This window comes from Aquimarina sp. BL5 (assembly GCF_003443675.1).
Taxonomy (GTDB): Bacteria; Bacteroidota; Bacteroidia; order Flavobacteriales; family Flavobacteriaceae; genus Aquimarina.
The window spans coordinates 3471519-3485940 of the sequence record NZ_CP031963.1 but is presented as its reverse complement, the minus strand read 5'-3'; the positions used below and the strand labels follow the sequence as shown (position 1 = coordinate 3485940).

The 14422-nt window shown below is 33.8% G+C and carries 8 protein-coding genes; all 8 read left to right on the top strand.

Annotated elements, in window-relative coordinates:
- Nucleotides 1-60 precede the first annotated feature (60 nt).
- The 8 genes from D1818_RS25375 (at nucleotide 61) to D1818_RS14525 (ending at nucleotide 14411) form a co-directional block, all read left to right on the top strand.
- A complete protein-coding gene (locus tag D1818_RS25375; protein WP_158597036.1) occupies nucleotides 61-3489 on the top strand; it encodes a DUF4175 family protein in 3429 nt (1142 codons plus the stop codon).
- Nucleotides 3482-3904: an rRNA maturation RNase YbeY gene (gene ybeY, locus D1818_RS14555; protein WP_118459727.1), complete on the top strand. Its 423-nt coding sequence runs from the start codon at nucleotides 3482-3484 to the stop codon at nucleotides 3902-3904. The genes D1818_RS25375 and ybeY overlap by 8 nt, the downstream gene beginning before the upstream one ends.
- Nucleotides 3905-3988: 84 nt before the next feature.
- Complete coding sequence (mnmG, locus tag D1818_RS14550) at nucleotides 3989-5860, top strand: tRNA uridine-5-carboxymethylaminomethyl(34) synthesis enzyme MnmG (protein WP_118459726.1); 1872 nt, start codon at nucleotides 3989-3991, stop codon at nucleotides 5858-5860.
- The gene (locus D1818_RS14545; protein ID WP_118459725.1) at nucleotides 5860-6339 is read left to right on the top strand and encodes a hypothetical protein; all 480 of its coding nucleotides are present in this window, start codon (nucleotides 5860-5862) and stop codon (nucleotides 6337-6339) included. The genes mnmG and D1818_RS14545 overlap by 1 nt, the downstream gene beginning before the upstream one ends.
- 322 nt (nucleotides 6340-6661) lie before the next feature.
- Entirely contained in the window at nucleotides 6662-7510 is an 849-nt protein-coding gene (locus tag D1818_RS14540) for a bifunctional 2-polyprenyl-6-hydroxyphenol methylase/3-demethylubiquinol 3-O-methyltransferase UbiG (RefSeq protein WP_118459724.1), read from the top strand.
- 231 nt (nucleotides 7511-7741) lie between these two features.
- Complete coding sequence (locus D1818_RS14535; protein ID WP_118459723.1) at nucleotides 7742-8269, top strand: OmpH family outer membrane protein; 528 nt, start codon at nucleotides 7742-7744, stop codon at nucleotides 8267-8269.
- Nucleotides 8270-8969: 700 nt separating this feature from the next.
- Nucleotides 8970-11015 (top strand): gliding motility-associated C-terminal domain-containing protein, encoded by a 2046-nt coding sequence (locus D1818_RS14530; protein WP_120752475.1) that lies wholly within the window; start codon nucleotides 8970-8972, stop codon nucleotides 11013-11015.
- A 3-nt stretch (nucleotides 11016-11018) separates the two neighbouring features.
- On the top strand, nucleotides 11019-14411 hold the full coding sequence (locus D1818_RS14525; RefSeq protein WP_118459721.1) for a PorP/SprF family type IX secretion system membrane protein: 3393 nt from the start codon (nucleotides 11019-11021) through the stop codon (nucleotides 14409-14411).
- Nucleotides 14412-14422 lie beyond the last annotated feature (11 nt).

Genomic DNA, 14422 nt, shown 5'->3' with positions numbered 1-14422 from the left:
CAAATCTATAAGAAATAAAGTTGTAGTTTTATAGATTACTGAAAAAGAAATGCTTTAAAAATGGATAACTTCGAGTTCATAAAAGATAAATTAGAACAATTTATTAAAAAATATTACATAAATGAGTTGATAAAAGGTGTGATACTTTTTTTCGCTATCGGTGTTTTATATTTTTTAATCACGCTATTAGTAGAATACTTTTTATGGTTGAATAGTACTTGGAGAACTATATTGTTCTGGCTCTTTGTAGCGGTCGAACTATCTTTGTTTATAAAATTTATTGTGTTACCTGTTGCGAAATTGTTTAGACTTGCCAGCGGTATTGACTATTTAAGTGCATCTAAAATAATTGGTAGTCATTTTCCTGATGTAAGTGATAAATTGTTGAATCTTTTGCAACTTAGTGAAAATGAGAGATCATCTTCTTTGCTTTTGGCTAGTATAGAACAAAAGTCGCAGCAATTAAAGCCAATACCGTTTAAGTTGGCGATAGATTTTAAGAAAAATATTAAATATCTTAAATACGCACTGGTTCCAGTTGCTGTTTTTTTACTAGTAAGTTTGTTTAATAAAAACAGTTGGTTTTCAGAAAGTTATAAAAGAGTTGTAAACTACGAGACGGCATATGAACCGCCTGCACCTTTTCAGTTTTTTGTGGAGAATAACAGTCTTAATGCTTTAGAAAGTAGAGATTTTGTATTAGAAGTAAAAACCACAGGTGAAATCGTTCCCGAAAACGTAAGTATTAATTATAATGACGAAGTTTATTTTCTAAAAAGTACTGGCGTTGGAGAGTTTCAACATACGTTTATTCAACCAAAGGAATCTATTGATTTTATATTGTCATCTAATGAGGTTAGTTCAAAACAGTACACCTTGGGTGTAGTGCCCGTTCCTGTTTTATTAGATTTTAGAATGGAGTTGGATTATCCAAGTTATACACAAAAAAAGGATGAATCTTTAGAAAGTTCTGGTAACGCTATTGTACCAGAAGGAACTAATATAGCTTGGAAAGTAAACACTAGAAACACGGATAAAGTACATATGGTATCAAATGATTCTATTGAGTTATTTGATAGAAAGGATGCTAGTTTTTATTATGAAAATAGTTTGTACTCCGATTGGGATTATCAGATTACGACTTCTAATGGAAATATAAAAGATTATGATAATTTGTCTTTTAATATTAGGGTAGTAAAGGATCAATATCCGGAAATTAATTTAAGTTCAGAAAAGGATTCGGTAGATAATAGTACGATGTATTTTTATGGTAGAGTAAGCGATGATTACGGATTGAGTAAGTTGCGTTTGGTTTATTATGATAGTAATGAACAAGAGGATAAGAATGTTTATGATTTAAAAGTAAATTCTACTGAGTTTGATGAGTTTGTTTATGCATTTCCTGGAAACCTTGCGCTGAAGGATGGTGTTAATTATGAGTTTTATTTTGAGGTTTTTGACAACGATGTAATTCATAATTTCAAAAGCACAAAGAGTGCGGTTTTTGGTTTTAGAAAGTTAACGAATGAAGAAGAAGAGGATAAAAAACTAAAGGAACAGAACGAGGCTATATCTGGTTTAAATAAATCATTGAAGAAGTTTAAAGAGCAGGAGCAGGATTTAAAAAGTCTAAGTAAGTTACAAAAAGAGAAAAAGCAGTTAGATTATAATGACAAGAAAAAACTTGAGGATTATTTAAAGCGCCAGAAGGAACAAGAAAAAATGATGCAGAATTTTTCAAAGAAGCTTAAGGAAAATTTGGAGCAATTAGATAGCGAAAAAAAGGAAGAGCCGTTCAAGGATGCACTAAAGGAGATGTTAGAAAGAAATGAAGAAAAGTTGAAGAAGAACGAAAAACTTTTAGAGGAAATAAATAAGTTATCAGAGAAAATTCAAAAGGAAGAATTGACTGAGAAGCTAGAGGAGTTGGCTAAGGAAAATAAAAATCTAAAGAAGAATTTAGAACAATTATTGGAGTTAACAAAAAGGTATTATGTAATCGAAAAGCATGAGAAACTAGCGGAAAGGTTAGACGATTTATCAGAAAAACAGGAGAAGTTATCAGAAAGAAATGATGAGGAAAACACAAAAGAAGATCAAGATAAATTAAATAAAGAGTTTGAAAAATTCCAAAAGGAAATGGAAGAGCTTAGAGAGGACAATAAAGATCTAAAGAAACCAATGAATTTAGATCAGGATAAAAAGGACGAAGAAGATATTAAAAAAGAACAGGAAAATGCAAGTGATAATTTAGAGAAAAATAAAAAGTCTGATGCCAAAAAGAATCAAAAAAGTGCTGCTCAAAAAATGAAGGAAATGAGCAAAGGTATGCAGATGCAAATGGAGATGGGAGGAGGAGAACAACAACAGGAGGATATGGAAATGCTAAGACAGATTCTAGATAATCTGGTAGATTTTTCAATGGAGCAAGAGGAACTTATGAAAGGTTTTAAAGGGATTAATAATGATAATCCTACATATTCTACTAAACTGAAAAAACAGAGTATACTCAGGGAAAACTTCATACATATTGATGATAGCCTATATGCATTAGCGTTGCGAACACCGACAATTTCTGACGAGGTTACCGGTAAATTAACAGATATAGAATTTAATATAGATAAGTCGCTAGAACGTTTAGCAGAAAATCAGACGATTCAAGGAACAGCAAACCAACAATATGCTGTTACGGCTTCTAATGATTTAGCGTATTTTCTGAGTTTAGCTTTGGATCAGATGCAGAATAGTATGTCTGCTTCTGGTAAAGGTAAAAGCGGAAGTGAATCTAGAGGTTTTCAATTGCCTGATATTATTAAAAAGCAGGACGAGTTAAACGAGAAAATGGAAGAAGGAACGAAGAAAGGAAAGGGTAAGAAAAAAGGAGAAAAGGAAGGCGAATCTGGAGGAGAAGGTTCTGGAGAGAAAGGGGAAAATGGAAAGGAAGGAAAGAAAGGAAAAGGGAAGAACGGAAAAGGTGAAAATGGCGAGGGAGAAGATGGTGACGGAAAGGATGGTAATAAAAAGGGGAAGAACGGAAAGAATAAGGATGGGGAATCCGAGATGCAGAAGGAAGACATGAATGGAGAGTTATATGAGATTTATAAGCAACAACAACAACTTAGAAATGCATTACAGGATAAATTAAAAAAACAAGGTATTGGTAATCGAAAGGGTAGTGATCTTCTAAGAAGAATGGAGCAGGTTGAAGGTGAGTTATTAGAAAAAGGTTTTAATAATGAAACATTAAGTAAGATGTTGGAGTTAAAGCATGAATTATTAAAATTAGACGATGCAACTTTTGAGCAAGGAGAAGAAGAACGAAGAGAAAGCAAAAGTAATAATAAGCAATTTGATAATGATAATAGTCAGCAAATACTAAAGGCAAAACAATATTTTAATACTACTGAAATATTAAACAGACAAGTATTACCTTTGCGGCAAAATTATAAACGTAAGGTTCAGGAGTATTTTAAGAAAGATAATGATTAATTTTTTTTACGAATCGGTTAGTATAGATCTTGATGAGAAACGTATTTCTTCTTGGATACGTAATGTAATAAAATCTGAGGGAAAGAAGGAAGGGGAGATAAGTTTTATCTTCTGTAATGATGAGTATTTATTAAAAATCAATCAGGATTTTTTGAATCACGACACCTATACAGATATTATTAGTTTTGATAATTCACTAGGAAATGAATTACATGGAGATGTTTTTATTTCTCACGAAAGGGTGAATGAAAATTCGATTACATATGGAGTATCTCAGCAGGAAGAATTAAGGAGAGTTATAGTTCATGGAGTGTTGCATTTTTGTGGTTTTAAAGATAAATCAGAAGAGGAAAGTGCTGTTATGAGACAAAAGGAAAATGATAAATTAGAAATGTTCCACGTGGAACATTTCTAACAATAATAAGAAGAATTTGTTCCACGTGGAACAAATTTCGCGTATAATATTTACTGTTCCACGTGGAACAAATGATGATGTATTATGTTTGATAAGGAGTATGACGTTATAGTGGTTGGAGCTGGACATGCGGGAAGTGAAGCTGCGGCGTCAGCCGCAAATTTAGGCTGTAGCACGTTGCTAATCACAATGAACCTACAAAACATTGCTCAGATGAGTTGTAATCCAGCCATGGGTGGAATTGCAAAGGGACAAATTGTAAGAGAGATTGATGCGCTTGGAGGATACAGTGGTATCGTGAGTGATAGAACAGCTATCCAGTTTAAGATGCTGAACAAGTCTAAAGGACCGGCGATGTGGAGTCCTAGAGTGCAAAGTGATAGAATGCGTTTTGCTGAGGAATGGAGATTGTTATTAGAGCGAACACCTAATTTGGATTTTTATCAAGAAATGGTGAGCGGTCTTATTGTAGAGGATGGAAAGATAAAAGGAGTACGAACTTCTCTCGGGATAGCAGTGAGAGCAAAAACCGTTGTTCTAACGAATGGAACTTTTCTCAATGGTTTAATACATATTGGTGAAAAGCAATTTGGAGGTGGGAGAGCTGGAGAAAGAGCTGCTACTGGAATCACTGAACAATTAGTAGATTTAGGTTTTGATTCAGGACGAATGAAGACTGGAACACCACCTAGGGTAGATGGAAGATCTTTGGATTATTCTAAAATGGTAGAGCAACCTGGTGATAAATTTCCAGAAAAATTTAGTTATACTGATTTGTCTAAACCACTAACGAATCAGAGATCATGTTATATGACGTATACTTCATCTGAAGTTCATGATTTGTTAAGAGAAGGTTTTGATCGTTCTCCAATGTTTAATGGAAGGATTAAAAGTATAGGACCAAGATATTGTCCATCTATAGAAGATAAGATAAATAGATTTGCCGATAAAGATAGGCACCAGATGTTTATAGAACCGGAAGGATGGAATACAGTAGAAGTTTATGTAAATGGGTTTTCAACATCGTTACCAGAGGATGTTCAATTTAAGGCTTTACGATCGGTAGTTGGTTTTGAAGGAGTGAAGTTTTTTAGACCAGGGTATGCTATAGAGTATGATTATTTTCCGCCGACTCAACTAACACACACATTAGAAACAAAATTGGTTTCAGGATTGTTTTTTGCGGGTCAGATAAATGGAACAACGGGATATGAAGAAGCGGCATCTCAAGGATTAATGGCTGGAATAAATGCTGCGTTACAGGTTAAAGAAGAGGAAGCATTTACCCTTAAAAGAAGTGAAGCATATATAGGTGTTTTAATAGATGATTTGATTACAAAAGGAACGGAAGAGCCATATCGTATGTTTACTTCTAGAGCGGAATATAGAACGTTGTTAAGACAGGATAATGCTGATTTTAGATTAACACCGATGTCTCATAAAATAGGATTAGCGTCTGATGATAGAATGAAGAGGATGGAAGAGAAAGAAAAAAAAGCCAGTGCTTTTGTTCAATTTTTCAAAGAAACAAGTGTAACGCCTAAAGAAGCGAATCCTGTTTTAGAGGAAAAGAAATCTTCACTAATTAGTCAAAGTGGTAAAATGTTTAAGTTATTTTCTCGTCCTCAGATCACATTGGATGATATTAGGCATTTTGAAAAGGTCGCGGCATATATTGAGGAAAATGAGTTGGACAAGGAAGTGCTAGAACAAACAGAAATACAAGTGAAGTATTCTGGATATATTGAAAAGGAAAAGAATAATGCGGATAAATTAAACCGTTTAGAGAATATTAAAATTCCTAAAGATTTTGACTATACGAAGCTTAAATCTCTTTCTTATGAAGCCTGTGAGAAAATGACAAGAATTAAGCCTGCAACGATTTCTCAAGCATCTAGAATAAGTGGTGTCTCACCAAGTGATATTTCTGTGCTTTTGGTTTATATGGGTAGATAATGGATTACGTGATCTGTAAACAAGATAAAGCTATAAAAGGAAGAATTTTAACTACTATTGTTTTAGTTTTTTCATTTGTAATGTTGCTGTTAGTACCAGACCCGTTTTATTCGAGGTTTCTTTTTTTCGTGGGTTCTTTACTTGTTTTTGGTTTTTCGACATCTTATAGAATTAATAAAGACTTTGATAACCAAAAATTGTTTTCTGTTTTTGGTGTTGTTTTATTTAGATCAAAATTGGAGATGGAGTATCCGGATTATATTTCTGTTTTTTCTGGATCTTTTAGCTTGGATAACGAATGGGGTGCAGTTAGTGCAATCGGAACCAAAGAAAGACATGAAAAGTTAGTGGTCCGATTTTTTACAGATAATAGAAAAGTTACGTTATATAAGTCCGACAATTATCAAAAAGCGTTGGACAAAGCAAAAGAACTTAGTGAATTACTAGATCTCGAAATTCACGATGCAACTAAACAATAGTTCCACGTGGAACATTTTTTGAATTATAGCGAGAATAGAAGTTTAAGTAAATAAGGTTTTGTTAGCATTCCTTTTGAGTGTTGATTTTTTTATAATTGATATCTCCATAAACGGTAAAAGAATTTAATGCTTCCATAGAAGGAAAAATAATTAGTTTTGACGCAAAGTTTTTGAAGATTAGAAACGAGCCGATAAATGTTAAACTAATGACACTAGGTCGTTATCATCTAATAGAAAGAGATAGATGTTTAAGAAAATTATTTTTAGTGAATATAAACAACATCAAGGAACAAGAGTACGTTAATGTTTCTTTTAATAAACAATGAATAGAGAAAAGTCGAATATATATATAGAATGTCTCGATCATACCGTTTCTGGCGAAAAGTTTAAACTTTATAAGGATAGAGATCATGATATGCTAGTTACCATTCCCAGGCCAGATGAAAATAGTTTAGGAAAGTATTATGAAAGTGAAGATTATATTTCTCATACAGATGCTAAACGAACTGTTTTTGAAAAAACATATCATCTTGTAAAGAAATATTCACTTAATAAGAAAGTGAAACTTATATCGAAGTTGCATCAAGGAACTGGAACTCTTTTGGATATTGGAGCAGGAACAGGAGATTTTTTAATAGAGGCGAATAAAAAACACTGGCAAGTTATTGGGATCGAACCAAATGAACAGGCCAGGGCACTCGCCAAAGAAAAAGGAATTGTTTTAGAACCGGATGCGACTAAGTTATCGTCTAATAGCTTTGATATAATCACTATGTGGCATGTACTAGAACATGTTCCTGATTTGTCAGCTCAGATAAAAGAATTGAAACGTCTTTTAAAACCCGGAGGGCATTTGATTATAGCAGTTCCTAATTTTAAATCCTACGATGCTCTTTATTATAAATCCTTTTGGGCCGCTTATGACGTACCTAGACATCTTTGGCATTTTTCTAAAAATTCGATGAAAACACTTTTTGAGAAAGAAGGAATGATGTTAGAGAAAACGAAACCATTATTGTTTGATTCGTTTTATGTCTCTCTTTTGTCAGAGAAATACAAAAATGGAAAAATGAATTTTGCAAAAGCAATTTGGATTGGATTGCTATCAAATATTAAAGGAAAACGTTCAAAAGAATATTCTTCACACATATATATATTAAAAAGCTTATAAATTTTGTTTTTAAGAACTTTTAAGCGCTTTTCTAATAGTTTTGTGATATAATACTTAGGTTTTTTTAGAAAAACGCTTAAAAAAGCGCATTTTTAATCAATCTTCATTGTTTTTTACAATCGCTTAGGTAGGAGTGATTGTTTTTTCTTATACCTTCTTAATTTGATGAAGTTATGAGTATAACATCAGATGAACTTTGATATTTTTGCGCAGAACTAAATTTTTAAAATAATGAGAAATTTTATATGGATTGCCATTGCATTAATAGGAATGACGTCATGCAATCAACAAATTGAAAAAACTGGTTATGTAAATAACACTAAAGTAGTATCAGATTTTAGTGAAATGAAAATAGCTAAGGAAAAGTGGACAAAAAAGAATAATGAAGTTAGAGCAGAATTAGAAGAAAAAGCAAAACAGTTTCAGATAGAGGTTCAGGGATATCAGAATATAATGAAATCTATGACTAAAACTAATAGAGAAAAGAAGGAGCAAGAGTTGATGGCAAAGCAACAAGGTTTGCAAAGAGAACAACAAACCAGAATGCAAGAGATTCAACTAGGTAGCCAGACAGAAATTGATTCTATTATTGCGAAGGTTGATAATTTTATTAAAGACTACGGGAAAAACAATGGATATACATATATCTATGGAGAAACAGAGGTAAAGAATATCTTTTATGCCAAGAAAGAATTAGATTTAACAGATAAAATTATCGCCGAATTAAATGGGGAAAAACCCGCTACAGAAGAGAAGTAGAATAACATAATTATAAGATTAAAGAAGAACCCAAAAACTTTGAAGATTTTGGGTTTTTTTTATGATTTTTTAGGGAATTTTCCGCAAAACATATTATATATAGCATTGGTTTTAATTTTACGTATGAATTGAATGAATTATAGTATATTGTAAAAGTTTTTCCTACAAGTAATATTCCATTAAGATTATACAAAAATCTATCTGTTAAGAAATGATAATTATCGGTGAACAAATTCTATTTTTGCTTTAAAAAATAAACGAAATTTTAAGAATAATTAATACACTTAATCGGTAAAACTTGTCATTTTTACGTGTTTTTTAACCCCATAAAAAAAGTGACTTACGAGCTTTTTTCATTTTTATAACCCATAAATTAGCTTTTTTTCTATTTACAAATGAAAAAATAATATAAGATAATAGTCTGTGTTTTTTAATTTGAATTCGTTTTAAGTAGTTGATTATAAGATGATTGTGTGAGGAACAATTTATTTGGTTTGACGACGTTAGTAGATGTAATTATAGTGTTTAAAACAAGTAAGAATATTATTACAAAAAAAAACGAAAAATTGGTTTGATATAAATTTTTAATTCATAATTTTATGACTTTACAATAATTATATTAACAACATTATTAACAAGCGCCCCAAATCGGTTGATTAATAGTGCATATTTTCACATAATATTAACGGGTGTGATAACTATGAAGAAAAGACTTAACCTTACAATCGTTGTGATATTTTTGGCACTTGGAATCCATGTGGCCAAAGCGCAACGTATTATTGGCGCTCCTTCCTTAACTTCTGGAGCCCAAGCTTGTGGTACTTTAAGTAACAGTTTTGATTTTGTTGCAGAGTTATCTCCAGGGAATGCACTGCCTGCAAGTAATGTTTTTATCTTAGAGTTATCAGATCCTACCGGAAGCTTTGCAAATGGAGGAGAAGAATTATTAACGGCTTCAGGTCCCAATGAGGCTTCAGGTGGACCTTCTAATATTAATTTTATTGGTGTTGCAGTCCCCCAAGATGCGAATAGTGATAACTATAGATTAAGAGTAACAGCTACCGAAGGAAATGTTACAAGTATAATATCAGATCCTATACCGTTTCATTTTTTTGATGATGATAATTTAGAAGTAATTCTTAACGAAAGAGAGGATGTGATATTTTGTAATGTTGCATCTTTTGCAAAGGAAATAGCAGTAGAAGTTAGAGACACCAATGATAATGTATTCGATGCAAATGATTTTAATTGGGAATGGTTAAAAGATGATATAATAATTCCTGGAGAAAATAGTCCTACTTTATTGATAACGGAAGTAGGAGAATATCAGGCGCGAGTTCAGGTGGGGTTATGTAATAATGTTTTTAGGTTCAATAAGTCTAATACAGTGGATGCGCTTTTAATAAGTGTTGGAGATATATCTATTGTTACCAATGCTCCAGATTTTTCGTTCTGTCCAGATGAAGATAAAATATTATCAGCAAGTGCAAATGTAGTGGACAGAAGGTACGGCTATCAATGGTTTAAAGACGGTGAGGCGCTAGAAGGAGAGATTGCTTCAACGATAGTTTTACCGGATAACAATTTTGGAGGAGAATATATTTTACAAATAAATATTAGTGAAGAATGCTCAGATTTGGAAACACCACCGGTTGTTGTAACAAATGAAGGTTCTAGTATTACAGTTCCGCTGCCAGAAGGTTTGATATTGTTACCAACCCAAGTTTTAAACTTGACTATAGAAACTGATGCTCCTATTGGAAGTATTTTTAGGTTTATCGTGGATACTAATATTCAAAGTCAGGGTGTAACAACAAGTCAAACTTTATCATTTCCAGCTCCATTTGTTGGAGATTATAGAATAGAAATTGAAGCGGATGACCCTTGTAATTCGTTCCTGGTAACGGAAACCAAGGTAAGAACAGCTAATAGAATTGCTATTACCATAGCCCCAGAAGAAGTCGTCGATTGCGAGCAGGATCCAATTACCATAGCATTAACAGAAATGGTGGGAATAACTACAGACAACGAGTCAGTTCCACTCACCACAGATCAATTTGATTTATTTGATTTTGAATGGTTTAAAGATGGAGTCTCAACAGGTGAGACTTCTTTGTCGTTAGATGTAGGTGGTTCGGACAGTGGAGGAAGTTTTGAGTTAAGTGCTGTTTTTGGACCGGAACCAGGGGGTGCGCTAGATGCTATTTCCAATAATTTACCAATAGATTTCCTATTGGGTGAAATAGTTTTGGATATTACGCCTCCAGTATTACAAGCTGGAGAATCAGTAGTATTAACCGCACCATTAAATACTAATTTTACGTATGAGTGGTATGTGATTGAAAATGGAGAAGAAGTTTTGATAGAAGGAGAGACAACTAATGTTTTAACAGTAACAGAAGAAGGAGAATATTTCGCAATAATAAATACATCTTTATGTACAAAGCGCACACTAAATGCTTTGGTAGGAGGCCCACAGGCCTTATCAGAACTAATACCAAACGTTATTACTCCTGGTGGTAACGCAGCTAATAATGATTGGGTTTTACCTAACTCCTTTGGAGAAACTGATGTAGAGGTTACTATATACTCTTCTAATGGAAAAGTAGATTTCCAGAAAAATGGAGGTTACAATGCAGATTGGCCAGCCAACTCAGTATCACAAGCAAACGAACTTATTTATTATTATATAATATCTAGAAGTAATACAGTTGTAAAAAAGGGGACAATTACAGTAATGAGATAATTTATGATTAAAAAAATACTTTATATATCCGTATTCATTTTTTGCTCGCATATCGTGAGCGGACAGGATGGATCATCTAATACATCAGGTATATTACCGTCAGATATTCCGTTACATAATTCCCTTAAATATAATCGGTTTTTATTCAACCCTACTTTTTCTTTGGTTAGGGAAAACAAAAACTCATTAAATATATACAATAGGAATCCTAGAGCAAGTTTTAGTGATAATTCACAGACATATTTTCTTAGTTATTCGGCAAGATTCGAAGAAAAAACAGGAATTGGTGTCGGACTATTTCAGCAAAATGTTGGCATATTCAGATTCTTTGGAGCTACAGCGAACTACGCATATAATATAGAACTAAATAGAGACATGAATTTCACCTTTGGGGTGAATTTGAGTTATTCTCAGAGTTCTTTGAAAAGTAATTTGGATGAGGCGCAGGTAAATGATGACATCATTAATAATTATGAGAACAGTTCTGTTTTTCTACTTCGTCCTGGAGTAAATTTAAATTATGGAAATTTTGATGTTGGTGTTTCTGTAGGGAATTTAGTTACATATAATCTTACAGCGAGTGAATTGTTAACTGACAATTTTGAATATTCTGGTCATGTAATGTATACTACGGAACTTGATTGGAGGAGAATAGACAATGAACTACGTGGAATGGTATATGCATCCAAACCAGGAGAACAAGATTTACGATATGGAGGAAACGTCTTATTCGAAATTCCAAAATATGGGTGGGCACAATTAGGCTATAATAGTTTTTATGGTGGTTCAATTGGTATAGGAGCAAATATTACAAAAATGATTTCTATCGGGTATACGGTAGAGCCAGGAATTGGTGGAGACTCTAATGTTGCTGAATTTGGGGCAACCCATGAATTTGGTTTAGCTTTTAATTTCGCAAAAGAAGAAAAGAGAAGAAAAAGAAGAAATATTTCATCAAAAAGCTCGTTACAGAGAGATTCTGAAATAAGAAGATTAAAGAAAGAAATTTTAGACCAAAATAAGATAATAAGAGAATTACAACGCACGAATAGTGATTCTTTATCACAGGCACAGAGATCCATGAATAGATTAGAAAGATCTATTCAGGAAGCTAAAGAAGAAGAAGCGAGAAAGGCAAGAGAACTTGCATTACAAAGAGAAGAAGAAGTAAAGCTTCTTAATAAGCAGAAAGAAGAATTAGCTGCTCAGAAGAAATTAGAGCTAGAAATGTCTGAGCAAAAAGCGGAAGAAGAGCGATTAGCAGCTCGGAAAAGGCTGGAGCTAGAAATGGCCGAACAGAAGAATGCAGAAGAAGCTGCAGGAAGACAAGAAGAAGAGGCTAGAATCGCTGCTGAGGAAGCTGCGAGAGAAGCAGAAGCTGAACAACAAGAAGCAGCAGCAGAAGCAGAAGAGCAAGCTAAAAGAGAAGCAGCAGAAGCTGTTAGATTAGCTGAAGAGGCTGCTGAAACAGAAAGACAACGAATAGCTGCTTCTGAAGAAGCTGCAAGACAAGAAGAAGAAAAAGTCAAAAGGGAAGCTGAAGAGGCTGTTAGATTAGCAGAAGAAGCTGCTGAAACGGAGAGACAACAAATAGCTGCAGCGGAGTTAGCTAAGAAGGAAGCTGAGGCAGAAGCTATAAGACAGGAAGAAGAAAGACTAGCGGCTCAGAAGAAACTAGAATTAGAAATGGCTACTCAAAAAGCTGAAGAAGAAAGATTGGCAGCTCGTAAGAAGTTGGAGCTTGAGATGGCAGAGCAGAAAAGAAGAGAAGAATCTCAGAAAACACTAGAAAGAGAAGTAGCTATACAGAAGGATGCTGAAGCAGAAGCTGCAAGATTAGCAGAAGAAGAGAGATTACGTCAGGAAGCAGAAGCTGCAAGATTAGCAGAAGAAGAGAGATTACGTCAGGAAGCAAAAGCTGCAAGATTAGCAGAAGAAGAGAGATTACGTCAGGAAGCAGAAGCTGCAAGATTAGCAGAAGAAGAGAGATTACGTCAGGAAGCAGAAGCTGCAAGATTAGCTGAGGAAGAGAGACAACGTCAGGAAGCAGAAGCTGCAAGATTAGCAGAAGAAGAGAGATTACGTCAGGAAGCAGAAGCTGCAAGATTAGCTGAAGAAGAGAGATTACGTCAAGAAACTGAAGCTGCAAGATTGGCTGAGGAAGAGAGATTACGTCAAGAAGCTGAAGCTGCAAGATTAGCTGAAGAAGAGAGATTACGTCAAGAAGCTGAAGCTGCAAGATTGGCTGAGGAAGAGAGGTTACGTCAAGAAGCTGAAGCTGCAAGATTGGCTGAAGAAGAGAGATTACGTCAGGAGGCAGAAGCTGCAAGATTAGCAGAAGAAGAGAGACAACGTCAGGAAGCAGAAGCTGCAAGATTAGCAGAAGAAGAGAGATTACGTCAGGAAGCAGAAGCTGCAAGACTAGCTGAGGAAGAGAGATTACGTCAGGAAGCAGAAGCTGCAAGATTAGCAGAAGAAGAGAGACAACGTCAGGAAGCAGAAGCTGCAAATACAGAAGAAAAAGGTGAAGATTTAGATGCAATACAAAAAGAATTAGATAACAGTAGTAGAATTACTGATAAATTGATTGCATCAAGGGATTCATTATTAACCTCTACTACAAATCTTGATAAGAGAGGATTTAATAAACTATTAGAGTCTCTGGTAAATATGAATGACGAAGCCGAAGAGGTTAAGAATACAAATGATGCTACTAGCTCTAAGAGACTTACTGCTAAGAACAGGTTTATCAAGTTTGCAGATGCTACAAGACCTGAAGCTAAATATGCTACTAAATTTATTCCTGGTTATCCAGAAGGATATTATTTAATTGGTAATGTGTTTAGAGGTGGAACATATGCGGATAGCTTTACCAATAAATTAAATGATCTTGGTTTTAATGATGCTCAGATAATTCTAAATCCTGAAAATCAATATCAGTATGTATCTATTAAGTATTACGCTGATAAAACTGAAGCTGCAGAGAATTATTTAAATAATATTGGAAATAAATATTTCGGTGATATGTGGATATTACATATTGCTAAAAGTAGAGTAGAGTCTCTAAAAAGATTAGTGCAAGAAACGAGACTGATTAAGGATACAGTGAAGGATGATACTGTATTGACAGAGAGTCTATCATATATAGGCGGTCACAATATTGAGAATGGTTACTATTTGATCACGAATATTTTTAAGAGAGAAAATTATTTTGAAAGAGGAATGGATAGACTTAAATCTAATGGATTAGAACCTAAGTTTTTCAGAAACCCTAAGGATAATTACATATATGTCTATTTAGATAAATTTGATAGTCTGGATCAGGCTAAGGCGAGCTTGTTCTCTAATGTGAATAACACATATGATGGCGATCTTTATATATTAAAAATAGAATAGTGAGTACCCCA

What these genes read in the sequence shown, in the direction of transcription:
- D1818_RS25375 (WP_158597036.1), top strand. Translation starts at nt 61, where the DNA reads ATGGATAACTTCGAGTTCATAAAAGATAAATTAGAACAATTTATTAAA.
- mnmG (WP_118459726.1), top strand. Translation starts at nt 3,989, where the DNA reads ATGTTTGATAAGGAGTATGACGTTATAGTGGTTGGAGCTGGACATGCG.
- D1818_RS14525 (WP_118459721.1), top strand. Translation starts at nt 11,019, where the DNA reads ATGATTAAAAAAATACTTTATATATCCGTATTCATTTTTTGCTCGCAT.
- ybeY (WP_118459727.1), top strand. Translation starts at nt 3,482, where the DNA reads ATGATTAATTTTTTTTACGAATCGGTTAGTATAGATCTTGATGAGAAA.
- D1818_RS14545 (WP_118459725.1), top strand. Translation starts at nt 5,860, where the DNA reads ATGGATTACGTGATCTGTAAACAAGATAAAGCTATAAAAGGAAGAATT.
- D1818_RS14530 (WP_120752475.1), top strand. Translation starts at nt 8,970, where the DNA reads ATGAAGAAAAGACTTAACCTTACAATCGTTGTGATATTTTTGGCACTT.
- D1818_RS14540 (WP_118459724.1), top strand. Translation starts at nt 6,662, where the DNA reads ATGAATAGAGAAAAGTCGAATATATATATAGAATGTCTCGATCATACC.
- D1818_RS14535 (WP_118459723.1), top strand. Translation starts at nt 7,742, where the DNA reads ATGAGAAATTTTATATGGATTGCCATTGCATTAATAGGAATGACGTCA.